The organism is Sphingomonas sp. G5, from assembly GCF_052660795.1.
In genome coordinates this window covers 504,394-528,904 of sequence record NZ_CP109660.1, presented here as the reverse complement: position 1 = coordinate 528,904, position 24,511 = coordinate 504,394, and the positions used below count along the sequence as shown (strand labels likewise).

At 67.4% G+C, this 24,511-nt stretch carries 31 protein-coding genes and 1 pseudogene; all 32 read right to left on the bottom strand.

Annotation, left to right across the window (positions count from 1 at the left end; translation table 11 throughout):
- Position 1 precedes the first annotated feature (1 nt).
- The 32 genes and pseudogenes from NE358_RS02500 to NE358_RS02345 all read right to left on the bottom strand — a co-directional run bounded on the left by NE358_RS02500 (position 2) and on the right by NE358_RS02345 (position 24,507).
- Positions 2–598 carry an adenylate kinase gene (locus tag NE358_RS02500; protein WP_103206776.1) on the bottom strand — a complete coding sequence of 199 codons (597 nt, stop codon included), beginning with the start codon at positions 596–598 and terminating at the stop codon, positions 2–4.
- A complete protein-coding gene (secY, locus tag NE358_RS02495) occupies positions 595–1,917 on the bottom strand; it encodes a preprotein translocase subunit SecY (protein ID WP_056226277.1) in 1,323 nt (440 codons plus the stop codon). The genes NE358_RS02500 and secY overlap by 4 nt, the downstream gene beginning before the upstream one ends.
- Before the next feature lie 109 nt (positions 1,918–2,026).
- Positions 2,027–2,560: a 50S ribosomal protein L15 gene (gene rplO, locus NE358_RS02490; protein ID WP_103206777.1), complete on the bottom strand. Its 534-nt coding sequence runs from the start codon at positions 2,558–2,560 to the stop codon at positions 2,027–2,029.
- Complete coding sequence (gene rpmD, locus NE358_RS02485) at positions 2,560–2,745, bottom strand: 50S ribosomal protein L30 (RefSeq protein WP_013583998.1); 186 nt, start codon at positions 2,743–2,745, stop codon at positions 2,560–2,562. Before rpmD ends, rplO begins: the two co-directional genes overlap by 1 nt.
- Positions 2,745–3,425: a 30S ribosomal protein S5 gene (gene rpsE / locus NE358_RS02480; RefSeq protein ID WP_056226274.1), complete on the bottom strand. Its 681-nt coding sequence runs from the start codon at positions 3,423–3,425 to the stop codon at positions 2,745–2,747. The genes rpmD and rpsE overlap by 1 nt, the downstream gene beginning before the upstream one ends.
- Positions 3,422–3,781 carry a 50S ribosomal protein L18 gene (gene rplR, locus NE358_RS02475; RefSeq protein ID WP_103206778.1) on the bottom strand — a complete coding sequence of 120 codons (360 nt, stop codon included), beginning with the start codon at positions 3,779–3,781 and terminating at the stop codon, positions 3,422–3,424. Before rplR ends, rpsE begins: the two co-directional genes overlap by 4 nt.
- Positions 3,782–3,783: 2 nt before the next feature.
- On the bottom strand, positions 3,784–4,320 hold the full coding sequence (rplF, locus tag NE358_RS02470) for a 50S ribosomal protein L6 (RefSeq protein WP_103206779.1): 537 nt from the start codon (positions 4,318–4,320) through the stop codon (positions 3,784–3,786).
- A gap of 6 nt (positions 4,321–4,326) precedes the next feature.
- The gene (gene rpsH / locus NE358_RS02465) at positions 4,327–4,725 is read right to left on the bottom strand and encodes a 30S ribosomal protein S8 (protein ID WP_094736305.1); all 399 of its coding nucleotides are present in this window, start codon (positions 4,723–4,725) and stop codon (positions 4,327–4,329) included.
- Between the two features lie 93 nt (positions 4,726–4,818).
- Entirely contained in the window at positions 4,819–5,388 is a 570-nt protein-coding gene (gene rplE, locus NE358_RS02460) for a 50S ribosomal protein L5 (RefSeq protein ID WP_499318582.1), read from the bottom strand.
- Positions 5,389–5,411: 23 nt separating this feature from the next.
- On the bottom strand, positions 5,412–5,771 hold the full coding sequence (gene rplX, locus NE358_RS02455; protein WP_094736303.1) for a 50S ribosomal protein L24: 360 nt from the start codon (positions 5,769–5,771) through the stop codon (positions 5,412–5,414).
- Between the two features lie 2 nt (positions 5,772–5,773).
- On the bottom strand, positions 5,774–6,142 hold the full coding sequence (gene rplN, locus NE358_RS02450) for a 50S ribosomal protein L14 (RefSeq protein ID WP_013584005.1): 369 nt from the start codon (positions 6,140–6,142) through the stop codon (positions 5,774–5,776).
- Between the two features lie 35 nt (positions 6,143–6,177).
- Positions 6,178–6,417: pseudogene (rpsQ, locus tag NE358_RS02445) on the bottom strand (30S ribosomal protein S17); the annotation flags it as partial.
- A gap of 86 nt (positions 6,418–6,503) precedes the next feature.
- Positions 6,504–6,815: a 50S ribosomal protein L29 gene (gene rpmC, locus NE358_RS02440; protein WP_103206782.1), complete on the bottom strand. Its 312-nt coding sequence runs from the start codon at positions 6,813–6,815 to the stop codon at positions 6,504–6,506.
- Positions 6,815–7,234, bottom strand: a complete 420-nt coding sequence (gene rplP, locus NE358_RS02435; RefSeq protein ID WP_056226254.1) for a 50S ribosomal protein L16 — start codon at positions 7,232–7,234, stop codon at positions 6,815–6,817. The genes rpmC and rplP overlap by 1 nt, the downstream gene beginning before the upstream one ends.
- Positions 7,234–7,992 carry a 30S ribosomal protein S3 gene (rpsC, locus tag NE358_RS02430; RefSeq protein WP_013584009.1) on the bottom strand — a complete coding sequence of 253 codons (759 nt, stop codon included), beginning with the start codon at positions 7,990–7,992 and terminating at the stop codon, positions 7,234–7,236. The genes rplP and rpsC overlap by 1 nt, the downstream gene beginning before the upstream one ends.
- Positions 7,992–8,390, bottom strand: a complete 399-nt coding sequence (gene rplV / locus NE358_RS02425; protein WP_013584010.1) for a 50S ribosomal protein L22 — start codon at positions 8,388–8,390, stop codon at positions 7,992–7,994. Before rplV ends, rpsC begins: the two co-directional genes overlap by 1 nt.
- A 22-nt stretch (positions 8,391–8,412) precedes the next feature.
- Positions 8,413–8,694, bottom strand: coding sequence for a 30S ribosomal protein S19 (rpsS, locus tag NE358_RS02420; RefSeq protein WP_013584011.1), 282 nt, complete (start codon positions 8,692–8,694; stop codon positions 8,413–8,415).
- A 12-nt stretch (positions 8,695–8,706) separates the two neighbouring features.
- Positions 8,707–9,546, bottom strand: a complete 840-nt coding sequence (gene rplB / locus NE358_RS02415) for a 50S ribosomal protein L2 (protein WP_013584012.1) — start codon at positions 9,544–9,546, stop codon at positions 8,707–8,709.
- Positions 9,547–9,570: 24 nt separating this feature from the next.
- Entirely contained in the window at positions 9,571–9,870 is a 300-nt protein-coding gene (gene rplW / locus NE358_RS02410) for a 50S ribosomal protein L23 (protein WP_056226248.1), read from the bottom strand.
- Positions 9,867–10,529, bottom strand: a complete 663-nt coding sequence (gene rplD, locus NE358_RS02405; protein WP_103206783.1) for a 50S ribosomal protein L4 — start codon at positions 10,527–10,529, stop codon at positions 9,867–9,869. The genes rplW and rplD overlap by 4 nt, the downstream gene beginning before the upstream one ends.
- 2 nt (positions 10,530–10,531) lie before the next feature.
- Positions 10,532–11,191, bottom strand: coding sequence for a 50S ribosomal protein L3 (gene rplC / locus NE358_RS02400; protein ID WP_056226244.1), 660 nt, complete (start codon positions 11,189–11,191; stop codon positions 10,532–10,534).
- Positions 11,192–11,199: 8 nt separating this feature from the next.
- On the bottom strand, positions 11,200–11,508 hold the full coding sequence (rpsJ, locus tag NE358_RS02395; protein WP_013584016.1) for a 30S ribosomal protein S10: 309 nt from the start codon (positions 11,506–11,508) through the stop codon (positions 11,200–11,202).
- A 443-nt stretch (positions 11,509–11,951) separates the two neighbouring features.
- A complete protein-coding gene (locus tag NE358_RS02390; RefSeq protein ID WP_103206784.1) occupies positions 11,952–12,167 on the bottom strand; it encodes a hypothetical protein in 216 nt (71 codons plus the stop codon).
- 177 nt (positions 12,168–12,344) lie between these two features.
- Positions 12,345–13,538, bottom strand: a complete 1,194-nt coding sequence (gene tuf / locus NE358_RS02385; RefSeq protein ID WP_056226238.1) for an elongation factor Tu — start codon at positions 13,536–13,538, stop codon at positions 12,345–12,347.
- Between the two features lie 161 nt (positions 13,539–13,699).
- Positions 13,700–15,814, bottom strand: coding sequence for an elongation factor G (fusA, locus tag NE358_RS02380; RefSeq protein ID WP_056226235.1), 2,115 nt, complete (start codon positions 15,812–15,814; stop codon positions 13,700–13,702).
- 86 nt (positions 15,815–15,900) lie between these two features.
- A complete protein-coding gene (gene rpsG / locus NE358_RS02375) occupies positions 15,901–16,371 on the bottom strand; it encodes a 30S ribosomal protein S7 (RefSeq protein WP_013584050.1) in 471 nt (156 codons plus the stop codon).
- 5 nt (positions 16,372–16,376) lie between these two features.
- Positions 16,377–16,745, bottom strand: coding sequence for a 30S ribosomal protein S12 (gene rpsL / locus NE358_RS02370; protein ID WP_013584051.1), 369 nt, complete (start codon positions 16,743–16,745; stop codon positions 16,377–16,379).
- 354 nt (positions 16,746–17,099) lie between these two features.
- Positions 17,100–18,047: a hypothetical protein gene (locus tag NE358_RS02365; RefSeq protein WP_289941015.1), complete on the bottom strand. Its 948-nt coding sequence runs from the start codon at positions 18,045–18,047 to the stop codon at positions 17,100–17,102.
- Positions 18,044–19,615: a DUF5684 domain-containing protein gene (locus NE358_RS02360; protein WP_289941013.1), complete on the bottom strand. Its 1,572-nt coding sequence runs from the start codon at positions 19,613–19,615 to the stop codon at positions 18,044–18,046. The genes NE358_RS02365 and NE358_RS02360 overlap by 4 nt, the downstream gene beginning before the upstream one ends.
- The gene (locus NE358_RS02355) at positions 19,612–22,122 is read right to left on the bottom strand and encodes a transglutaminase TgpA family protein (RefSeq protein ID WP_141376617.1); all 2,511 of its coding nucleotides are present in this window, start codon (positions 22,120–22,122) and stop codon (positions 19,612–19,614) included. The genes NE358_RS02360 and NE358_RS02355 overlap by 4 nt, the downstream gene beginning before the upstream one ends.
- Complete coding sequence (locus NE358_RS02350; protein WP_246078089.1) at positions 22,119–23,495, bottom strand: DUF58 domain-containing protein; 1,377 nt, start codon at positions 23,493–23,495, stop codon at positions 22,119–22,121. Before NE358_RS02350 ends, NE358_RS02355 begins: the two co-directional genes overlap by 4 nt.
- Before the next feature lie 46 nt (positions 23,496–23,541).
- Positions 23,542–24,507: an AAA family ATPase gene (locus NE358_RS02345; protein ID WP_103206788.1), complete on the bottom strand. Its 966-nt coding sequence runs from the start codon at positions 24,505–24,507 to the stop codon at positions 23,542–23,544.
- Positions 24,508–24,511 lie beyond the last annotated feature (4 nt).

Genomic DNA, 24,511 nt, shown 5'->3' with positions numbered 1-24,511 from the left:
GTCAGGAGGCCGGGGTCGCGGTGATACCGCGCGCTTCGAGAGCCGCGAAGATTCGGGCCGTGACCTCGTCGAGGCTGCCGACGCCATCGATCTCGTCGACAATGCCGCGGGTGCCGTACACGTCGAGGATCGGAGCCGTCTCCCGCTCGTAGATGCCCAAGCGCGTGGCGATGGCCTCTTCGGTGTCGTCCGCGCGCCCCTGCTCCGCGGCGCGCGCCGTGAGGCGTGAGAGCGATTCCTCGCGCGGGACGACGAGGGCGATCACCGCGTCGAGCGACTCCTCGCGCCCCTCGAGGAACTCGTCGAGATGCAGCACCTGCGCGAGGTTCCGCGGGTACCCGTCGAGCAGGAAGCCCTCAGCGGCATCCGCCTGCCCGAGACGGTCGCGGACGACCGCACTGGTGAGCTCATCGGGGACGAGGTCTCCTGCGTCGATGATCGACGTCACCTGGAGACCGAGCTCCGTACCGTCTTTCACGTTGGCACGGAACACGTCTCCCGTGGAGACCACCGGGATGCCGAGAGCTTCGCCGACGCGGACGCCCTGCGTTCCCTTGCCGGATCCCTGCGGCCCGACGATCAGAAGCCGAGCGGTCATCGCAGCAGCCCTTCGTAATGGCGCTGCTGAAGCTGCGCGTCGATCTGCTTCACCGTCTCGAGACCGACACCGACGATGATGAGGATCGAGGCTCCGCCGAACGGGAAGTTCTGGTTCGCGCCCACGGTGGCCAGCGCCACCAGCGGAAGAAGCGCGATCAGGCCGAGGTAGATCGAGCCCGGCAATGTGATGCGCGTGAGCACGTAGTCGAGGTACTCGGCGGTGGGACGACCAGCACGGATGCCCGGGATGAACCCGCCGTACTTCTTCATGTTGTCTGCGACGTCGACCGGGTTGAAGGTGATCGCGACGTAGAAGTAGGCGAACCCGATGATGAGCAGGAAGTAGACGAGCATGTACAGCGGGTGGTCGCCGCGCGTCAGGTACTGCGAGATCCACGTGACCCACGGCGCCGGCTCTTGACCGGCCTGCGGCTGGTTGAACTGCGCGATGAGCGCGGGAATGTACAGCAGCGACGAGGCGAAGATGACGGGCACGACGCCGGCCATGTTGACCTTGATCGGGATGTACGTGTTCGTGCCGCCGTAAGTACGACGACCGACCATCCGCTTGGCGTACTGCACGGGGATACGTCGTTGGGACTGCTCGACGAAGACGACGAGGGCGACGATCACGATGCTCACGGCGAGCACCAGGAGGAAGACCTCGACGCCGCGGGCGTTGAGGATCGAGATCATGGCGCCGGGGAAGGTCGCGGCGATCGAGGTGAAGATGAGGATCGACATGCCGTTGCCGACACCGCGCTCGGTGACGAGCTCGGCGAACCACATGACCAGGCCGGTACCGGCGGTCATGGTGATGATCATGAGCAGCTGCGCCCACCAGATGTCGTTCGTGAGGAGCTGCTGGCACTCGGGCACGCCAGCCGAGCCGAAGAGCTGACCCGAGCGAGCGACCGTGACGAGAGTCGTCGACTGGAGGAGCGCGAGCGCGATGGTCAGGTAGCGGGTGTACTGCGTGAGCTTCGCCTGGCCCGCTTGACCCTCTTTGTAAAGGGTCTCGAAGTGCGGGATCACGACGCGCAGCAGCTGCACGATGATGGTCGCCGTGATGTACGGCATGACACCGAGGGCGAAGATCGATAGCTGCAGCAGAGCGCCACCGGAGAACAGGTTGACCAGGGACAGCAGGCCCTCGGTACCGCCCGATTGGTTCAGGCACTGCTGAACGTTCGGGAAGTCGACGAAGGGCGTCGGCACGTGGGCACCCAGCCGGTAGATGGCGATGATGCCCAGCGTGAAGGCGATCTTCCGCCTCAGGTCGGGCGTGCGGAAAACCCGCGCGATGGCGCTGAACAAGGGAGAATCCTCCAGAACGATCTCGGCATGCGACAGGGCGCACACCAAATCAGACTAACCCAGAAGGGGCCGACGGCCGTAAGGCCGCCGGCCCCTTCAGGGTCGGGCGTCAGTTGACGGAGCCGCCGGCGGCGACGATCTTCTGCTCAGCCGAGCCGGAGACCTTGTCGACCGAGACGGTCAGCGCGACCGAGATGTCGCCGGTGCCGAGCACCTTGACCTTCTCGTTCTTGCGGACGGCGCCCTTGGCCACTAGGTCGGCGACGGTCACGTCGCCACCCTGCGGGTAGAGCTCGCCGAGCTTGTCCAGGTTCACGACCTGGTACTCGACGCGGAACGGGTTCTTGAAGCCGCGGAGCTTCGGGGTGCGCATGTGCAGCGGCATCTGCCCACCCTCGAAGCCGACACGGACCTGGTAACGGGCCTTGGTTCCCTTGGTACCGCGACCGGCCGTCTTACCCTTCGAGCCCTCACCGCGACCCACACGGGTCTTCGCGGTGCGAGCGCCCGGGACGGGACGCAGGTGGTGGACCTTGAGCACACCGGGGCGCGCCGCGGGGGCTTCGTTCTTCTCGGCCGTCTTACGGGCCGATGCCTTCTTCGGGGCGTCGACCGTGGCGGTCTCGTCCTTCTTGGCAGCCATTAGTCGATCTCCTCAACCTTGACGAGGTGGGCGACGGTCTTGACGTAACCGCGCGTCTGCGCGTCGTCCGGACGGACGACCGAGTCGCCGATCCGTTTGAGACCGAGCGAGCGCAGCGTGTCACGCTGGTTCTGCTTCTCGCTCACCTTGGACTTGATCTGCGTGACCTTCAGACGCTCGGCCATCAGGCACCTACCTTCTGAGCAGCCGCCTCAGCGCGCACGAGGCGGGCCGGGGCGACCTGGTCGAACTCCAGGCCACGGCGGGCGGCCACGGCGCGGGGCTCCTCGAGCGACTTCAGCGCCTCGACGGTCGCGTGCACGATGTTGATCGTGTTCGACGAACCGAGCGACTTCGAGAGGACATCGTGGATGCCTGCGCACTCGAGGACGGCGCGGACGGGACCACCGGCGATGACACCGGTACCGGCGGCGGCGGGGCGCAGGAGCACCACACCGGCAGCGGCCTCACCCTGGACGGGGTGGGGAATGGTCGAGCCCGAGCGGGGGACGCGGAAGAAGTTGCGCTTGGCCTCTTCGACACCCTTGGAGATCGCGAGGGGGACTTCGCGGGCCTTGCCGTAACCGACGCCCACGACGCCGTTGCCATCGCCCACGACGACGAGCGCCGTGAAGCTGAAGCGACGGCCACCCTTGACCACCTTCGACACGCGGTTGATCGTCACGACGCGCTCGAGGAACTGGCTCTCGTTGCGGTCGCGCGAACCACGGTCGCGCTGGTTGGTGTTGCGCTCGCGACCACCGCGACGCGGCTCACGCTCACGCTCGGCGGGGGCCTGAGCCGCAGCCGCACCCTCAGCCGGTGCAGTCTGCTCGGTCACTTCGGTCTCCTTGTTGTCACTCACAGGTTCAGCCCTCCTTCGCGAGCTCCGTCGGCGATCGCGGCGACGCGACCGGCGTAACGGTTACCGCCGCGGTCGAACACGACGTCGGACACGCCAGCGGCCTTCGCACGCTCGGCGACGATCTCGCCGACCTTGCGGGCCTTGGCGGTCTTGTCACCGTCGAAGCCGCGCAGGTCGGTCTCGAGGGTGGAGGCGGAGGCCACGGTGTGGCCCTTGCTGTCGTCCACGACCTGGACGAACACGTGGCGGGCGGAACGCGTCACCACGAGACGGGGGCGCAGCTCGGTGCCGACGATCTTCTTGCGAAGACGCAGGTGACGACGCGAGCGAGCGACGGACTTTGTCTTGACAGCCATGGCTACTTACCACTCTTTCCGGCCTTGCGGCGCACGACCTCGCCCGCGTACCGCACACCCTTGCCCTTGTAGGGCTCGGGCTTACGGATCTTGCGGATGTTGGCAGCGGCCTCGCCGACGGCCTGCTTGTCGATGCCGCTCACGGTGAGCTTGTTGTTGCCTTCGACCGTGAGGGTGATCCCGGCGGGCGGGTCGATGAGGACGGGGTGCGAGAAGCCGAGGGCGAACTCGACCGAGCTCCCCTTCTGCGCCACGCGGTAACCCGTGCCGACGACCTCGAGGCCCTTGGTGTAGCCCTGGGTGACACCGATGATGTTGTTGTTGATGAGCGTGCGGGTCAGGCCGTGGAGCGACCGCGACTCGCGCTCGTCGTCGGGCCGGGTGACGAGAACCTGGTTCTCTTCGACCGCGACCTCGAGGGGCTGTGCCACGGTGAGCGCGAGCTCGCCCTTGGGGCCCTTGACGGAGACCTCCCGGCCGTTCACCGAAACGGTGACGCCGGCGGGGATGTCGATGGGAAGACGTCCAATACGCGACATGTCAGATCACCACACGTAGGCGAGGACTTCCCCGCCGACGCCCTTCTGCTCGGCCTGACGGTCGGTGAGGAGACCGGAGGAGGTGGACAGGATGGCGACGCCGAGGCCACCGAGGACCGTGGGGACCTCGGTCGACTTCGCGTACACGCGGAGGCCGGGCTTCGACACGCGCTTGATGCCGGCGATCGACCGCTCGCGGTTCGGGCCGTACTTCAGCGTCATGTTGAGGGTCTGGCCGACGCGAGCGTCTTCGACGTTCCAGTCGGCGATGTAACCCTCCTGCTTGAGGATGGCGGCGATGTTCGTCTTGAGCTTCGAGCTCGGCATCGACACGGAGTCGTGGTGCGCCGAGTTCGCGTTGCGCAGACGGGTCAGCATGTCTGCGACCGGGTCTGTCATCGTCATGTGTTGCTTCTTTCGATCATGAGGTTTCGGCTGCCGTTACGCGACAGTCGACCTTCGATGAAGGGCCCCCGGAAACCCCGGGGGCCCTGGGTGTCAGGCTTGCGCGTCGGCCGACTGGAACGGGAACCCGAGCTGACGCAGCAGCGAACGGCCCTCGTCGTCGGTCTTCGCGGTGGTGACGATCGTGATGTCGAAACCACGCACGCGGTCGATGCGGTCCTGGTCGATCTCGTGGAACACGGACTGCTCCTGGAGACCGAAGGTGTAGTTGCCGTTGCCGTCGAACTGCTTGGCCGACAAACCGCGGAAGTCGCGGATGCGGGGCAGGGCGAGGTTGACCAGGCGGTCCACGAACTCCCACGCACGGTCACCGCGGAGGGTGACGTGCGCGCCGATGGCCTGGCCCTCACGCAGCTTGAACTGTGCGATGGACTTGCGGGCCTTCGTGACGATGGGCTTCTGACCGGTGATCTTGGTGAGGTCTTCGACCGCGCCATCGATCACCTTGCTGTCGCGAGCAGCCTCGCCGACACCGGTGTTCACGACCACCTTGACCAGACCGGGGATCTGCATGACGTTCGCGTAGCCGAATTCGTCCTGCAGCGCCTTCTTGATCTCGGCGTTGTACTTCTGCTTGAGGCGGGGCTGGATCTTGCCAGCCACCGCGGCAGTCGAGGTGCTCATGTTCAGAGGTCCTTGCCTGACTTCTTCGCGAAGCGCACGCGGACGGTGCGCTTGACGCCGTCCTTCACCTGCTCCTCGACGCGGTGACCGACGCGGGTCGGCTTCTTGGTCGAGGGGTCGACGAGCGCGACGTTGGAGATGTGGATCGGGGCCTCGAAGGTCTCGATGCCACCGGTCTTGGTGCCGCGCTGAGACTGGCCCACGCGGTTGTGCTTGGTGACGTAGTTCACGCCCTCGACGATGACGCGGTTCTGCTCGGTCAGGACCTCGAGGACCTTACCCTGCTTCCCGCGGTCGCCGCCACGCTCGGGCTTGGCACCCGAGATGACCTGAACCAGGTCGCCCTTTTTGATTTTCGCCATGATCAGATGACCTCCGGGGCGAGCGAGACGATCTTCATGAACTTCTTGTCGCGAAGCTCACGACCGACCGGTCCGAAGATGCGGGTGCCGCGGGGCTCCCCGTCGTTCTTCAGGATCACGGCGGCGTTCTCGTCGAACTTGATGTACGAGCCGTCGGGACGGCGGGTCTGCTTGACGACACGGACGACGACGGCCTTGACCACGTCGCCCTTCTTGACGTTTCCACCCGGGATCGCGTCCTTGACCGTGGCGACGATGACGTCGCCCAGGCCGGCGTAACGGCGGTTGGAGCCACCGAGCACGCGGATGGTGAGCAGCTCCTTGGCGCCGGTGTTGTCGGCGACCTTCAGCCGGGATTCGTTCTGAATCACTGTTTACTCCTTGGGTTCCAAGTAAGCCGCGAGGCTTACTTGGCCTTCTCGAGGATCTCGACCAGGCGCCAGCGCTTGGTGGCGCTGAGCGGACGGGTCTCGTTGATGACGACGAGGTCGCCGATGCCCGCCGAGTTGGACTCGTCGTGAGCCTTGACCTTCGACGTGCGGCGGATGACCTTGCCGTAGAGCGGGTGCTTCACACGGTCCTCGACCTCGACGACGATGGTCTTGTCCATCTTGTCGCTGACGACGTATCCACGACGCGCCTTGCGGTAACCGCGGGCGTTCTCGTCGCGAACGTCGTTCTCGGAGTGCTCGTGACCGACGACCTGCGCCTCGGCCTTCTTCGCGGTAGCCATTACTCCGCCTCTTCCTTCGCGGCGTCGTCAGCGGAGTCCGCCTTCTTCGCCTTGCTCTTCTTCGCCTTGGTCGCCTCGACCGGGGCCGGGGTGGCGCGGATGCCGAGCTCGCGCTCACGGATCACCGTGTACAGACGCGCGATGTCGCGCTTGACTGCACGGATGCGTCCGTGGCTGTCGAGCTGGCCGGTGGCCGACTGGAAGCGCAGGTTGAACAGCTCTTCCTTGGCCTTACGCAGCTCCTCGACGAGGCGCTGGTCTTCGAACGTGTCGAGCTCGCTCGGGGCGAGCTGCTTGGTGCCGATCGCCATTACGCGTCGCCCTCCTCGCGCTTGATGATGCGTGCCTTCAGGGGCAGCTTGTGAATTGCTCGGGTCAGGGCCTCACGAGCGAGCTGCTCGTCGACTCCCGCGACCTCGAAGAGGACGCGGCCCGGCTTGACGTTGGCGACCCACCACTCCGGCGAACCCTTACCGGAACCCATGCGGGTTTCAGCGGGCTTCTTCGTGAGGGGGCGGTCGGGGTAGATGTTGATCCACACCTTTCCGCCGCGCTTGATGTGACGCGTCATGGCGATACGAGCGGACTCGATCTGACGGTTCGTCACGTACGCGGGGGTCAGCGCCTGGATCCCGAACTCGCCGAACGACACCTGGGTGCCACCGGTGGCCTGGCCCGAGCGTCCGGGGTGGTGCTGCTTGCGGTACTTGACCTTGCGGGGGATGAGCATTACGCCGACGCTCCTTCTGCCACGGGGGCCTCGTTGCGAGGGCCACGACGACGGTCGCCACCGCGGTCGTCACGACCGCGCGACTTGGGCGCGTTGGCCTGCTCGCGGGCGAGCTCCTTGTTGGTGAGGTCGCCCTTGTAGATCCAGACCTTCACGCCGATGCGGCCGAAGGTGGTCTTGGCCTCGTAGAAGCCGTAGTCGATGTTCGCGCGCAGGGTGTGCAGGGGCACACGGCCTTCGCGGTAGAACTCGGAGCGGCTCATCTCGGCGCCGCCGAGGCGGCCCGACACCTGGATGCGAACACCCTTTGCGCCGGCACGCTGCGCGCCCTGGAGACCCTTGCGCATGGCGCGGCGGAAAGCCACGCGAGCCGTGAGCTGCTCGGCGACACCCTGAGCCACCAGCTGAGCGTCGGCCTCGGGGTTCTTGACCTCGAGGATGTTCAGCTGGATCTGCTTACCGGTGAGCTTCTCGAGGTCGGCACGGATGCGCTCGGCCTCGGCGCCGCGGCGACCGATCACGATGCCCGGACGGGCGGTGTGAATGTCGACGCGGACGCGGTCACGCGTGCGCTCGATCTCGATGTTGCTGACGCCGGCGCGGTCGAGCGACGTGGTCAGCAGGCGACGGATCTTGATGTCCTCGGCGAGGTAGTCGGCGTAGCGCTGACCGGCCTTCGTCGAGTCCGAGAACCACCGCGACACGTGGTCAGTCGTGATGCCGAGGCGGAAGCCGTACGGGTTGACTTTCTGTCCCATTACTTGCTCGCCTTCTTGTTGGCGCGCGCCGGAGCCGCCTCAGCGGTCTCGGGCGTCGCGAGCACGACCGTGATGTGGCTCGTGCGCTTCTTGATCTGGAAGGCACGACCCTGAGCGCGGGGCTGGAAACGCTTGAGCGTCGTGCCCTCGTCGACGTACGCGTTCTTCACGTACAGGTCTGCGTCGTCCAGGTACTCGTTCGTCTTGTCGGCCGTGACGCGAGCGTTCGCGATGGCCGAGGCGACGAGCTTGTAGATCGGCTCGCTCGCGCCCTGGGGCGCGAACTTCAGGATCGCGAGGGCCTCTTCGGCCTGCTTGCCCTTGATGAGGGCGACGACGCGACGAGCCTTCTGAGGGGTCACGCGGATGTGTCGCACACGTGCGATGGACTCCACCATTTCTCTCTCCTCCTCGGTCGCCTTAGCGGCGACGGCCCTTCTTGTCGTCCTTCACGTGGCCGCGGAAGGTGCGGGTGGGCGAGAACTCGCCCAGCTTGTGGCCGACCATGGTCTCGGTCACGAACACGGGGATGTGCTTGCGTCCGTCGTGCACGGCGATGGTGTGTCCCAGCATGGCGGGGATGATCATCGAACGGCGCGACCAGGTCTTGATGACGTTCTTCGAACCGGCTTCGTTCTGCGAGACGACCTTGCGAAGCAGGTGCTCGTCGACGAAGGGGCCCTTCTTAAGGCTGCGAGGCATCTTCCTCTACTCCTACTTGCGCTTCTTGCCGGCGGTGCGACGGCGGACGATGAGCTTGTCGCTCTCCTTGTTCGCGTGGCGGGTGCGGCCTTCGGCCTTGCCCCACGGCGACACAGGGTGGCGACCACCGGAGGTCTTACCCTCACCACCACCGTGCGGGTGGTCGACCGGGTTCATGGCGACACCACGCACGGTCGGGCGGACGCCCTTCCAGCGCATGCGGCCGGCCTTGCCCCAGTTGATGTTCGACTGCTCGGCGTTGCCGACCTCGCCGATCGTGGCGCGGCAGCGCACGTCGACGTTGCGGATCTCGCCCGAGGGCAGACGCAGCTGTGCGTAAGGGCCGTCTTTCGCGACCAGACGCACGGAGGCGCCGGCCGAACGGGCCATCTTCGCACCTCCTCCGGGACGCAGCTCGATCGCGTGGATCACGGTACCGGTGGGGATGTTGCGCAGCGGCAGGTTGTTGCCGGGCTTGATGTCAGCGCCGGCACCCGACTCGACCACGTCGCCCTGCGACAGCTTCGCGGGAGCGAGGATGTAACGCTTCTCGCCATCTGCGTAGTGCAGCAGCGCGATGCGCGCGGTGCGGTTGGGGTCGTACTCGATGTGGGCGACCTTGGCGTCGATGCCGTCCTTGTCGTTACGACGGAAGTCGATCAGACGGTACTGACGCTTGTGTCCGCCACCGATGTGACGGGTCGTGATGCGGCCCTGGTTGTTGCGGCCACCGGTCTTCGACAGCGGGCGCAGCAGCGACTTCTCGGGCGTCGATCGGGTGATCTCGGCGAAGTCGGCCACCGACGAGCCGCGGCGACCGGGGGTCGTGGGCTTGTACTTGCGAATAGCCATTGTTCTTGTCCTCTATCCCGACCGTCAGCCGACAGACGTGAAGATGTCGATGGTGCCCGACTTCAGCGAGACGATGGCGCGCTTGGTGTCCTTGCGCTTGCCGATGCCGAAACGGGTGCGACGGGCCTTGCCCACGCGGTTGATCGTGTTGACCGAAGCAACCTTGACGCCGAAGATCTTCTCGATCGCGAGCTTGATCTCGGTCTTCGACGAACGGGGGTCCACCAGGAAGGTGTACTTGCCCTCGTCGATGAGCGAGTAGCTCTTCTCGGAGACGACCGGCTTCAGGATGATGTCGCGCGGGTCCTTGTTGACGGTGGTCATGCCGAGACCTCCTCGGTGGCGCCCGACTTCGACGCGACGAAGGCGTCGTAGGCGGCCTTGGTGAAGACGATGTCGTCGGAGACGATCACGTCGTAGGTGTTCAGCTGCCCGACGGTCAGCACGTGGACGTACGCGAGGTTGCGCACGCTCTTGATCGTCAGCTCGTCGTCGCGATCAATGACCACGAGGACGTTCTTGACGGCGCCGAAGGCCTTCAGCGCGGCAGCGGCGGCCTTGGTCGAGGGCGCACCCTCGATGGCGAAGCTGTCGACGATGTGCAGACGCTGCCCACGAGCACGGTCGCTGAGCGCGCCCAGGAGGGCAGCCGCGATCATCTTCTTGGGGGTGCGCTGGCTGTAGTCACGGGGCTTGGGCCCGTGGACGATGCCACCACCGGTCATGTGCGGCGCACGGATCGAGCCCTGGCGGGCGTTACCCGTACCCTTCTGCTTGAAGGGCTTGCGGCCGGCGCCCGAGACCTCGCCACGACGCTTGGTCGAATGCGTTCCCTGGCGAGCCGCGGCGCGCTGCGCCACGACGACCTGGTGGATGAGCGGGATGTTCGTCTTGACGTCGAAGAGCGCGGCGGGCAGCTCGACAGAGCCGGCCTTCTTGCCGTCGGCCTTCACGACGTCGAGCGCGAGAGTCGAGTCAGCCATGATCAGGCACCCTTCACTGCGTTGCGGACGTAGACGATGCGGCCACGAGCACCGGGGACGGCGCCCTTGACGAGCATGAGTCCCTTCTCGGCGTCGACGGCGTGCACCGTGAGGTTGAGGACGGTCACGCGCTCGCCACCCATACGGCCGGCCATGCGCATGCCCTTGAAGACGCGGCTCGGAGTCGACGACGCGCCGATGGAGCCGGGCTTGCGGTGGTTGCGGTGCGCACCGTGGGAAGCGGACACACCCTTGAAGTTGTGGCGCTTCATGACACCGGCGGTGCCCTTGCCCTTGCTGGTACCGACGACGTCGACCAGCTGGCCGGCTTCGAACAGACCGTCGACGGTGAGCTCCTGGCCCAGCGCGTAGTCCGCGGCGTCGGCCGTGCGCACCTCGGTGAGGTGGCGGCGCGGGGTGACACCCGCGGCGTCGAAGTGAGCCGTCAGGGGCTTGTTCACCTTGCGGGGGTCGATCTGGCCGTAGCCGATCTGAACAGCGTTGTAGCCGTCCTTCTCAAGCGAGCGCAGCTGGGTCACGACGTTCGGAGCGACCTCGATGACGGTGACGGGAACGAGCTTGCCGTTCTCGTCCCACACCTGGGTCATGCCGAGCTTGGTGCCGAGGAGGCCCTTGGAGATCTTGGAGTTGATGTCAGCCATGTCGAACCTCAGAGCTTGATCTCGATGTTGACATCGGCAGGAAGGTCGAGGCGCATCAGCGAGTCGACGGCCTTGGGCGTCGGGTCGATGATGTCGATGAGGCGCTTGTGGGTGCGCATCTCGAAGTGCTCGCGGCTGTCCTTGTACTTGTGGGGCGACCGGATGACGCACACGACGTTCTTCTCGGTCGGCAGGGGAACCGGGCCCACCACGGTGGCGCCGGCACGGGTCACGGTGTCGACGATCTTGCGGGCCGACGAGTCGAGCCCAGCGTGGTCGTACGACTTCAGGCGAATGCGGATCTTCTGTCCCGCCATTGTCTGCTCTCTCTCTTTCTCGCGTCTTACCCGACCTGGGGCATTGGACGCACGGTGGCGCTCTCGCGCCCTGGCACTTCCCCTCGCTCTCGCGAGAGATGCTGCACCCTGTTCAGCTGTCAAACCGGAGGACTTGGCATCCGGCCCGCCCCTCGCACGCACGCGCGCGAATCCCACAGAGGGATGAAGGGGTTTCGGTGTGATGTTCTGCTGCCCGCGGCCCAGGACCCTGCGCTCTCGCGCCGCCTGTGCACTGCCCTGACAGTGATCCTGGCGCGCGCCGAGCACGCACCGGAATGTGGAACTGGACTAGTCTACGTACCGCTCGGGCGAGTCGCAAACCCGGGCGTGTCGCGCCCGGCCGATGCACAGCAAACCGCTCGCTCAACGACAGCGGCGCCGCCCCGGATCATCGGGGACGGCGCCACTCCAGCCCGGGTTTGTCAGGCGTTACCGATGTGCTTGTCGACGTTCGCGCGCGTCTCGTCGACCTTCGCGTGATGTTCCTCCGGAACGATCTTCTTGATCGCGTCGGCCGCTCCGTCGAGCACCTTGTCGCTGACCTCTTCGGCCTTCTCGCTCTTGAGCGCCTCTTCGATCTTGTCGCGGTTCTCGTCGAGGAGCTTCTTGCCCTTGGCGATGATGTCGTCCACTCCCATGTGCATCTCCTTCGCAGACTCGGTCGGCTGGCACGCCGACCCCAGTTCGATCTTGACCGTGGGTAGCGACAACCGAAACCCCCGCGGGCATCGAGTGCGAGTGGTGTAGAGCACATCCGGCGACGACAAAGGCCGGGCCCGAAGGCCCGGCCTGTGCCGAGTGAAGTCTGGAAGGACTTACTTGAGGATCTTGGTGACGGTACCGGCACCGACGGTGCGGCCACCCTCACGGATCGCGTAGCCGAGGCCCTCTTCCATTGCGATCGGCTGGATGAGCTCGACCGACATCTCGGTGGTGTCACCGGGCATGACCATCTCGGTGCCCTCGGGCAGCGTGATGACGCCGGTCACGTCGGTGGTGCGGAAGTAGAACTGCGGACGGTAGTTCGTGAAGAACGGGTTGTGGCGGCCGCCCTCTTCCTTGGACAGGATGTACGCCGTGCCCTCGAAGTTGGTGTGCGGGGTGACCGAACCGGGCTTCACGACGACCTGGCCGCGCTCGACGTCATCACGCTTGGTGCCGCGCAGGAGCAGACCACAGTTCTCGCCGGCCCAGGCCTCGTCGAGCTGCTTGTGGAACATCTCGATACCCGTGACCGTGGTCTTCTGCGTCGGGCGGATGCCGACGATCTCGACCTCGGAGTTGATCGCGAGGGTACCGCGCTCGGCGCGGCCGGTGACGACCGTGCCACGACCGGTGATCGTGAAGACGTCCTCGATGGGCATGAGGAAGGGCTTGTCCTTGTCACGCACCGGGTCGGGGATCGACTCGTCGACGGCTTCCATGAGCTCGACGATGGCGTTGACCCACTGCTCGTCGCCCTCGAGAGCCTTGAGGCCCGAGACGCGAACGACGGGGGCGTTGTCGCCGTCGAAGTCCTGCGACGACAGGAGCTCGCGCACCTCGAGCTCGACGAGCTCCAGGATCTCCTCGTCGTCGACCATGTCGCTCTTGTTCAGCGCGACCAGCAGGTAGGGAACGCCGACCTGCTTGGCGAGCAGAACGTGCTCACGGGTCTGAGCCATCGGGCCGTCGGTGGCGGCGACCACGAGGATCGCGCCGTCCATCTGAGCGGCACCGGTGATCATGTTCTTGATGTAGTCGGCGTGACCGGGCGCGTCGACGTGAGCGTAGTGACGCTTCGGGGTCTCGTACTCGACGTGCGAGATGTTGATCGTGATACCGCGCTGACGCTCTTCCGGCGCCGAGTCGATCGACGCGAAGTCACGCTGAACGTTGGTGGCCGACGGGAACTTGTCGGCGAGCACCTTCGAGATGGCAGCGGTGAGCGTGGTCTTGCCGTGGTCGACGTGACCGATCGTTCCGATGTTCACGTGCGGCTTGGTCCGCTCGAACTTGGCCTTAGCCACTGGGTCCTCCTCAGGACGTTGGTTGCGAGGTCTCGGGCACTGGATTGCGACCGGTTCTTCGCGGGGATGGTTCTCAGATTACTAGAGAGTCGGTATTCAGTTTGAGCGGATGCCGGGAACCCGAGCAGAACCCGGGGTTCCCGGCATCCGTGAGAGCGGTGTTACTCGCCCTTGTTCTTCTGGATGATCTCGTCGGCGACGGCCTTCGGGACATCGGCGTAGCTGTCGAACTCCATCGAGTAGACGGCGCGACCCGAGGTCTTCGAGCGCAGGTCGCCGATGTAGCCGAACATCTCGGACAGCGGCACGTTGGCCCGGACGACCTTGACACCGGCAGCGTCTTCCATCGACTGGATCTGGCCACGACGCGAGTTCAGGTCGCCGATGACGTCGCCCATGTACTCCTCGGGAGTACGCACCTCGACGGCCATGATCGGCTCGAGGATCGTGGGGTTCGCCTTGCGGACGGCCTCCTTGAAGCCCATGGAGCCGGCGATCTTGAACGCCATTTCCGAGGAGTCGACGTCGTGCGAGGCACCGTCGAGGAGGATCGCCTTGACGCCCACCATGGGGTAGCCGGCGAGCACGCCGACGTTCATGGCGTCCTGGAAGCCCTGGTCGGTCGGCGAGATGTACTCGCGCGGGATGCGACCACCGGTGACCTTGTTCTCGAACTCGTAGGTCTTGTCGGCCGTGACCTCGAGGGGCTCGATCGCGAACTGGATCTTCGCGAACTGGCCCGAACCACCGGTCTGCTTCTTGTGGGTGTAGTCGTGACGCTCGACCGACTTGCGGATGGTCTCGCGGTACGCCACCTGGGGCTTTCCGACGTTGGCCTCGACCTTGAACTCGCGCTTCATGCGGTCGACCAGGATGTCGAGGTGGAGCTCGCCCATGCCCTTGATGACGGTCTGACCGGTCTCGGAGTTCTGCTCGACGCGGAACGTCGGGTCCTCTTCGGCGAGCTTCTGGATGGCGACACCCAGCTTCTCCTGGTCGGCCTTGGTCTTGGGCTCGATGGCGACCTCGATGACCGGCTCGGGGAAAGTCATCGACTCGAGGACGACCTGGTTGGCCGGGTCGCACAGGGTGTCACCGGTGGTGGTGTCCTTCAGACCGATGACCGCGTAGATGTGGCCGGCGGTGACGGAGTCGACCGGCATCTCCTTGTTGGCGTGCATCTGGAAGATCTTCCCGATGCGCTCCTTCTTGCCCTTGGTCGCGTTGACGACCTGGGCACCGGAGTCGAGGTGACCCGAGTACACGCGGATGTAGGTGAGGCGCCCGAAGAACGGGTGCGTCACGATCTTGAACGCGAGAGCGGCAAAGGGCTCCTCGCGGTCGGCGTGGCGCTCGATGACGATCTCTTCGTCCTTGGGGTCGTGCGCCTCGATGGCGGGCACGTCCAGGGGCGAGGGGAGGTAGTCCACGACCGCGTCGAGCATAGGCTGCACGCCGCGGTTCTTGAACGCCGAACCGCAGAGCACGGGGTAGAGCTCCGAGTTGATGGTCATCTTGCGGATGGCGCCCTTGATCTCGGCGACCGTGAGCTCCTCACCGCCGAAGAACTTCTCGAGGAGGGCGTCGTCGGACTCGGCGACGGTCTCGAGCAGCTGCTGACGGTACTCGGCAGCCTTGTCGGCGAGGTCGGCCGGGATCTCCTGGATCTCGTACTTCGCGCCCATGGTCACGTCACCCTTGGCATCGCCGGGCCACACCAGGGCGCGCATCTCGACGAGGTCGATGACGCCGACGAAGTCGTTCTCGGCACCGATCGGCAGCTGGATGACCAGCGGCTTCGCCTTCAGGCGGTTGACGATCGTGTCGACCGTGAAGTAGAAGTCGGCGCCCAGCTTGTCCATCTTGTTGACGAAGCAGATGCGGGGGACGTCGTACTTGTCAGCCTGACGCCACACGGTCTCGGACTGGGGCTCGACGCCCTCCTTGCCGTCGAAGACGGCGACAGCGCCATCGAGCACGCGCAGCGAGCGCTCGACCTCGACCGTGAAGTCGACGTGGCCGGGGGTGTCGATGATGTTGATCTGGTTCTTGTCCCAGAAGCAGGTGACGGCAGCGGAGGTGATCGTGATGCCACGCTCCTGCTCCTGCTCCATCCAGTCGGTCGTCGCCGCACCATCGTGCGTCTCGCCGATCTTGTGGTTGACGCCCGTGTAGAACAGGATGCGCTCGGTCGTCGTGGTCTTGCCGGCATCGATGTGAGCCATGATGCCGATGTTGCGGACCTTGTGAAGGTCGGTGAGCACGTCTTGTGCCACGGGTGTCTTCCTTACCTGTTGGGAGGTTGATGCCGGGCCCATCGGAGGGTCCGCGACCGGGGTCGGTCACGAACCCTCCGCGGGTTTTACCAGCGGTAGTGCGCGAAGGCGCGGTTCGACTCGGCCATCTTGTGGGTGTCCTCGCGGCGCTTGACCGCGGCACCGAGGCCGTTCGAGGCGTCGAGGATCTCGTTCTGCAGACGCTCGGTCATCGTCTTCTCACGACGACCCTTGGCATAGCTCACGAGCCAGCGCAGCGCGAGGGTGTTCGCGCGGTGCGGCTTGACCTCGACGGGAACCTGGTAGGTCGAGCCACCGACGCGGCGGCTCTTGACCTCGAGGGTGGGACGGACGTTGTCGAGCGCCTTCTTCAGCGTGGCGACGGCGTCCTGGCTGTTCTTCGCCTCGACACCCTTGAGGGCGTCGTAGACGATCGACTCGGCGATGGACTTCTTGCCGTCGACGAGGATCTTGTTGACCAGCTGGGTGACGACGGGAGCGCCGTAAACCGGGTCGTTGACGACGGGACGCTTCGGGGCAGGACCCTTACGAGGCATGTTTCTCAGCCCTTCTTCGCGCCGTAGCGGCTACGAGCCTGCTTACGGTTCTTGACAGCCTGGGTGTCGAGCGCACCGCGGACGATCTTGTAACGGACGCCGGGGAGGTCCTTGACGCGACCACCGCGGACGAGCACGAGCGAGTGCTCCTGCAGGTTGTGGCCCTCACCGGGGATGTAGGCGGTGACCTCGGTGCCGTTGCGCAGCTTGACACGGGCGACCTTGCGCATCGCCGAGTTCGGCTTCTTGGGGGTCGTGGTGTACACGCGGGTGCACACGCCGGCCTGCTGGGGGTTCGACTTCAGCGCGGGAGCCTTGGTCTTCGAGACCTTCGGCGAGCGGCCCTTGCGAACCAACTGCTGAATGGTTGGCACGTTCTCTCCTTGATTGGCTGGGCGTTCCTCGCGGTGACGCCCAGGGTGCTGCACGGTGACAGCGTCGTGTCTCCCCCGCCATGTCGCTCATCTTGCGATTCGTGACGTGTCGGGCTCACGTGTGATCCACCGCGCGACAGAATGATCTAGCGCGATTCGTGGTGGATATGCCGTGGGGGCGACCTGTTCGCAGGTCGATCCCTGAGATGGTGCGAGCGTTGATCCGAACGACCCACCCGAAGGCATGGCGCACGGCGCGCGTGAACGCACACCCGGCCAATGATACGCGTTCCCTGGGACACGGGCAAACGTGAACGGGTCCGGTCGCTGGGAGTCTTCCGGATGCCGTGAACCTCAGCCGGTCAGCAGCAGCGCAGCCCCGATCACCGAGGCGACGAGCACGACGACGATCACGGATGCGAGAACGACGACGCGGGCCGCACCCCCGCGCGCCCGCGGGCGCACCGCCGCGGCGTCGCCGGACGAGGGGACGCGGACGGCGGGCGCACGCTCGACACGCACGGGTCCTTCCCGGCGCGGGCCGTAGGACTGGCGGGCAAGAGCCGCCGGTACGCGCGCGTCGCGGACGGCCCCCTCGACGAGGGGATCGGATGCGGCCGAGGCGGCCTCGCGGCGACGACGGCGGGATCCCGAGGCGGTGTCGTCGTCGACCTGCGGAACAGCGCGCGCGCGTGTGGCCCCGTCGATGCCGGGCTCCGCGGAAGATCGACGGCGGGTGACGTCGTCGAGATCGGCGGCGCCCGCCCCGCCGTGGGGAGGTCGTCGCGTTGCCTCGTCGAGGCCGGGGGCAGGAGCGGCGGGCGAGGCCACCGGAAGAGAAGCGGCCGCGCCGCGAGGAGCGGTCGTGCCCACCTCGTCGTCGACGGAGCCGATCGCCTCGGGAGCGGCGCGGGGGGCCGGTTGGGACACGATGGTCGCGTCATCAGGTGCGCCGTCCGAAGAGATCACGATCGCGTCGTCGGGAGCCGCGACATGCGAACGGATCGTGTCGTCGTCCGGGGCGGAGCGACGGGAGATCACTGTCTCGTCCGCGGGAACATCGGTCCGGGAACGGACCGTGTCGTCGTCCGGAGCGGAACGACGGGAGATCACCGTCTCGTCCGCGGGAACGTCGGCCGCGGCGCGCGCGGTCTCGTCTTCCGGGGCCTCGCGACGCGACAGGATCGTCTCGTCGACGATCTCGTCGTCTCCAGCGGCGGGCGGAGTGGGCCACGCCCGCAGCCGACCCGCCCAGAGGGTGACCTCCTCGGGATCGTCGGCGCGGTCGTACGGACCGCTCACGCGTCGCTCCGTGAGAGGCGCACCTCCGCGTCACCGAGGAAGAAGCGTTCACCGGCTTCGATCTCCTCGCCGGGAGGGGCCTCGACCTCGGTGCCCATGAGGGTGGCGAACAGCACGCCGTTCGTCGAGTGCAGGTCGGTGACATACCAGGTGTCGCCGCGGAGTTCGAGTCGTGCGTGGGTCTTCGAGACCGTCCGCGTCTCGTCCGAGATCGCGACGAGCTGCGCGTCCGGATACGCAGAATCCGGACCGGGCCGACGCCCGAGGATGACGACCGCCGAGGTGAGGTCCACCGGCGTCCCGCTCGGCGGCACGAGCGCCCAGGGGATGCGCTTTCGTCGGGTGACGACGGTCCGGTCGAGAGCGTCGAAGTCCTCATCGGCCGAGACCGAGGGAACCTCGGGTTGCGTGTAGAGCGCGGACACCGAGGTGCGGGCGGAACGCGGGGAGCCGGCATCCGGAGCCTCCGCCACCGCGGAGACCGCCTCGGACAGCTCGGGGAAATCGTCCGTGGCCGCGGCCACCGAAGGGCGGGGAGCGGGAACGGCGTCGGGCGCGGGCCGCGTGAGCGGTACGTCCGCGATGGGAGCGGGATCGGCGTCTGCCGTGGTGCGACGCGGGGGGTTCGCCCAGGGAGCGACGACGTCGGATTCCTCCTCGACCTCCTCGACGGACGCCGGCTGCGCCTCGGGAGCGGCCGGGGGCACGGCGACGGGAGGCGCCCAGGTCGGTGCGGAAGCGTCGGCGGGGGGCGCGTCGAGAACGTGGCGTCGCGAGGACTCCGCCGGAGCCGGCGGGGCAGGCTCAGGACGGTGGTCGTCCTCCGGCGAACCGTCGCGCAGGGCGTCGAGCACGTCGAAGACCGAGGTGGCGGGCGCGACCTCCCGCGGCTCGGAGCGGCGTTCGTCCTCGACCCGAGGACGGTCGCCTTCGGCCATCGGGACGTGTACCGGAGGAGCCCATCCGTTCACCGAGGGAACAGCATCCGCGAGGGGGGTCGACGGAGCGGCGAACGGGACGGCGACCGGCGCGGACACGGGCGCGGGCGGGGCGGGCGGGGCGGGCGGGGCCGCGGCATCCGGGGGCGAGGACTGCGGGGCCTGCTCCGGAGTCCACCCTCCGATGAGCGGCACGTAGGGGCCCTCGAAGTCCTTGCCGCGACGGACGGGGGCGGAGTTCTCGTCCGGACGCTGAGTGCGACGCTCCCCGTGCCAGCGGGCGGAGCCGAAGCCCAGGATGCTGGCCCAGACGACCGGGAAGAGCGCCCCCAGGACCGTGAGTCCGGCCCCGACGCCGAAGCCGGTGTTGATGCGGTGGATCGCGACGACGAACACGGCGATGAAGGCGAGGAGACCGAAGATCGGCACGAGATTGAGCAGGACCAGCCAGGGAGAGAAGCCACCGACCTTGAGCACGGTCGCCACGTTCAGGACCGGCACCCAGGCCTTCCAGCCCGGCTCTCCGATCTTGCGGAAAAGAGCCGAGAGGGCGAGCGCGAGCCAGACGTACAGCACGACGACGAGAGCGAACGACGTCGCCCCGAGAACCACCATGGTCGAATCGGTCATGTCGTATCGCGGTCCACCAGGGCGGTGGAGCGCTTCCCCCTCTCGTCGCGGTGCGGCGACCCCCGCCTCGAGGGGCGTGGGGCGAGGAACCGCAGGAACGATCTCAACGATACGGCCGCACGCAGGCGCCGCCAGAAGCCCCGCTGACGACTCAACGTACGGCGTTCTTCGTCGACGATGCGCCAGAAGTCCTCCACCTCGTCGGGGTCGACGTTCTCGGACGAGAAGACGGCGCGATCGGCTCCCGCCGCGAGGACGGTGCCGGACGGGGTGGCGAAGGCCTCGGCCACCTCACGTCGGGTGGGCGCGCGCGGTACGGTGCGTCCCGCGTCGATACCGGCGTCGACGTACTCGTCCCAGCCGCCGGCGATCGCCGAACGGGGATCCGCGTCACGACGACGTCCCCTCCGGCGCAGAGCCTTGGCCACGACGACGGCGAGGAAAGGGCCGAGAACGACGAGCAGGATCAGCAGCGAGATGCCCGCGATACGAAGGCTCGCCCACAACCAGGCGAGGTCGACCCCGTCGTCGGTGCGCGGTTCGTTGTCGGTCGAATTGTCCTCTTGCACGGGCTCGGGCGGGACGACCTCCTCGACCGTATCGGGGCGGACCTCGGTGACGTTCTCGGGATCCTGCTGCTGGGTGACCTCGAGGCTCGGCGACTGCTCCCATTGGGGGGTCACGTCGATGGGGGCCCAACGCCCGTCGGAACCCTGCACCTCGGTCCACGCCGTCAGATCGCTCGCACGGCACTCCCCCGCCTCGCACGTGGCGAGCTTCGGATCGGTCGACACCAACCGCGTCCCCACCACCACGCGGGCGGGGAAGCCGAGCTCGTGCGCGATCAGGGCCGTGGCGACGGCGAACTGCTCATCGTCTCCGACGGCCGCGACGAAGTTGCCCGAGGCCGCGGCACGCGGGTCGTCCTCTCGTTCGAGCAACCTCTCGAACATACGGTCTATGCGGGCCAGCGAGTGACCGGAGGCGCTGGGCTGCAGCTGGTATCCCTGCAGGGCGGCGGCCCACTTCGGGATCGGCCCGCCCTCCGGCGCCAAGCTGTGACTGAGATATCCGCGCTGGCGGAGCATCTGAACGAGGCTCTGCAGTGCGGCCCCGTCGTTGCCGGTGGCATGCTCCTGGACCCAGCGTCGAAGGTTGTCGCCGCCCGCGACACCGTCTCCCGCACCGGGCGGGGTCAGCGAGGCCAGATCGTCGGAGGCGGGTTCGACGGCGTCGATTCGGTAGCGATCCCCCGCGACGAGTCCGCCGTCGGCGGTCTGCACACCCGCCTCGGCATCCGAACTGTAATAGAAGCGGTCGGCGAGGATTCCACGTCGGTCCCCCTCGAACGTCGCCGAAGCGAGGCTGCCGGCCGTCGGCATCCAGATGCCCCCGAGATCGACGATCTCGACGTCGGCCTCAACGGGGCGGCCCTCCCCCGCATCTCGCGTCGACGGCAGGCGCACGAAGCCGGACCCTTCGTTGCCCGACGCGCGGAAGATCTCGCCATCGTAGGTGTCGAGGGTGGCGATCCGGATGCGGTCGGGTTCTGTCCCTGTGCCGCTGATGCGGAAGAGAACGTCGTCGGACCGCGCGTCCGAGAACATCGACCGGTACTGCGAGAGCGGGCTCACGGCCTCGGCGATCAGCCGCTCGGGTCCCGCGGCCGATCTGAGCACCTGGCGGTCGGCGTTCCGAGCCGCAGCGGGCACCACCGCGACGGTGACGGCCACAGCGACGAGAAGCATGCCCGCGCCGAGCGCCAGACGACGTCGATCCGCCCGCGACCGCCCCGGTCCGACGGGAACGGTCGAGACCTCGCTCGCGCGACGGAGAGCGCGCCCGCGTTCGTCCTGCGCCCGCCACGCCAGCCAGAGCACCGCTGCGAGCAGAGCGCTGAGCCCGATCGCGGTCTCCACCGGCGCGGGAAGGTCGACCGGCCCCACCGACAGGGGCGCGCTCGTCGACGAGCGGCCGAAGAACAACCCGAAACCGGTCATGCCGAGACCGCTGACCACCGCGAACGGCGCCCAGCGGTCGCCTCGGATGGCGAGAGCGGACGTCAGAGCCGTGCCCACCAGGAAGACGACGAGCGCGGGGATCAGCAGGTTGCGGTACGCCCCGACCGGCAGATCGACGGTGACCAGGTCCTTCCACGCGACGATGACGCCGGCGAACGATTCGCCGAGGCCGCGGAGGACGTCGAGGGGCGACGTCAGACGGGAGGGGACGGCCAGCGGAACCGCGAGCACGGCGAACGCCCCCAGCAGCCCCGCGGCCAGGGTCCAGCCGCTCCACCGGCGCCACGAGACCACGCCGACGACGACACCGGCGACCACGGCCGCGACGATCACGAGCAGGAGGAAAGACCATGACGCGTAGATCGGCCACGCGGCGAGAGCGGCGAGGACGACAGAGACCACCGCGTAGGCGGCGGCGGCCGCGTAGCGCGGGAGATCCGTCGCGCGGCGGCGAGGTGCGGCGCGCGAGCTGCGGCGATCGCTCATGAGGTCGCTCCGCGGACGAGGAGACCGGAGAGGTCGTCGAGGGTTCCGATCGTCAATACCGTCAGACCGGCGATGTTCTGCATCCTCGGGTGGGCGCGCTCGTCGCAGATGACGGCGGCGACAGAGGTGTCGGCGGGGAAGGCGAGGGCCGCTTGACGGAGGCGGGTCAGGGGCACGGCCGCGCCGACGACCACGAAAGCGATGGACAGACGTTCGTTCGCCTCGGATGCCAGACGGCAGACGTCCTCGACGGGCATCGTGTTCTCGTGCCGGTCGATGGAGCTGAAGCCGTCGAGCATCGTGCGCGGTGCGGCGACAGGTATGTGACGGATCGCTCGGAGGCGCCCCTTCACGACGCGCGGGATCTCCGACCCGGTCACGATGTCGATGTCGCGGGCGTCGCGGACAGCGCGCAGGCCCAGGGAAGCCGCGGCTGAGACGGCGAGCTCGTACTCGTCGGCATCGGTGTATTCCTGAGTCGCCGCGGCCAGCACGACGGCCATGCGCGAGCGCCGCGATTCCTCGTATTGCCGGACCATGAGCCGGCCGGTCTTGGCCGTCGACTTCCAGTGCACCTGACGACGCGAGTCTCCCGGGGCGTACTCGCGGATCGCGTGGAAGGACATGTCCGCGTCGACGAGACGTCGCGTGGCGTTGCCCTCGAGGTCGCGCACCAGACCGGCGCTGGTGGAGGGCAGCCCCACGGTGCGCGGGTGGACGAACAGGTCGTGGACGTCGTCGAAGGCGTGCTCCCGCCGCAGAAGTCCCACGGGATCGCTGCGCACCGTGGTCACGGGGCCGACGCGGACGACGCCGCGCGGGAGCGGTGGGATCTCGAGGGGCTCGGTGGAGCGCTGGCCGGGACGGAGGAACGGCACCCCGAACTCCACGAGACCGCGACCCACGGGGATGTCGAGGCGACCGGGCAGAGCGGGTCTCGCGCTCTCATTGCGCACGACGATCTCGCCCGTCACACCGTTGCCCGCCGTCACGCGCTCGTGCTCGAGAGCCAGATCGACCTCGTACGCCCGAGCACCGAACAGGAAGGGCACGCTCATGAGCAGCAGCAGCAGGGCCGCGCAACCGGCGACCATCCATTCGACCCACCCGAACAGCACGCCGAAGAGCAGACCGATCGTCGCGGCGACCACGACCACCGCCCCCGCGGGGCGCACCGTTCTGCCGGCCCAGCGCACCGCTGCGGAGACCGCCTCGGTCGTGATCCGCCACCACTCGGCGACGCGGACCACCGCGCGCACCATGCGACGCTGCCGACGGACCGAGGTCGAGGTGACGGAGGTGCGCGAACCGGTCGCCATGGTTCCCGCGGAGGTCCGCGTGAGACGCGACTCGGTCAGATTCAGATCGGGCACGACTCACCCCCGGAGCGGGGTGCGGCTGCCGCGGGACGGACCACCGTCAGGCGCTCTCGCGCTGCGAGGGCGGCTGGGTGTCGAGCAGGACCTGGCCGATGACGGCCTCCTGGGTGACACCGTCGAACTCGGCCTCGGGATGCAGGATGAGGCGGTGCGCGAGCACGGCGACGGCCAGTGCCTTGACATCGTCGGGGGTCGCGTACGTCCGGCCCTGGGACGCCGCACGAGCGCGAGTGGCCCGCGTGAGGGCGAGAGCCCCGCGGATGCTCACGCCGAGGCGGACCTCGTCGGCCGTGCGGGTGGCATCCACGAGGCGGGCGATGTAGTCGAGGACGAGGGCATCGACGTACACGGATGCCGCGAGGTCGGCCATGCCGACGAGGGCCTGGGGCGTGATGATCGCGCGCAATTCTGCCGTGGCCACGGGCGCGCCGTCGAGGATGCGGACGGTCGCCGCGTGGTCGGGGTAGCCGAGCGAGGTGCGGAGCAGGAAGCGGTCGAGCTGGGCCTCGGGGAGGCGGTAGGTTCCGGCCTGCTCGACGGGGTTCTGCGTGGCCAGCACGAGGAAGGGCACACCGACCTCTCGCGATACGCCGTCGATGGTGACCTTGCCCTCTTCCATGACCTCGAGCAGAGCCGACTGCGTCTTGGGGCTCGCGCGGTTGATCTCGTCGGCGAGGACGATGTTGGCGAAGATCGGGCCGGTGTGGAACTCGAAGGTGCCCGTCTTCTGGTCGTAGACGGTGATACCGGTGATGTCGCCGGGAAGCAGATCGGGCGTGAACTGGATGCGCGTGTTCGTTCCCTGGACGGACGACGCCACCGCGCGGGCGAGCGAGGTCTTGCCGGTACCCGGGACGTCCTCGAGCAGGACGTGGCCGTCACTGAGCATGGCGGTGAGCACCAGCTCGACCACGTGCCGCTTGCCGAGGACCGCGCGCTCGACGTTGTCGGCGATCTGCGAGAAGGTCTGGGAGAACCAGGTGGCCTGCTCCTGGGTGATCGTCATGTCG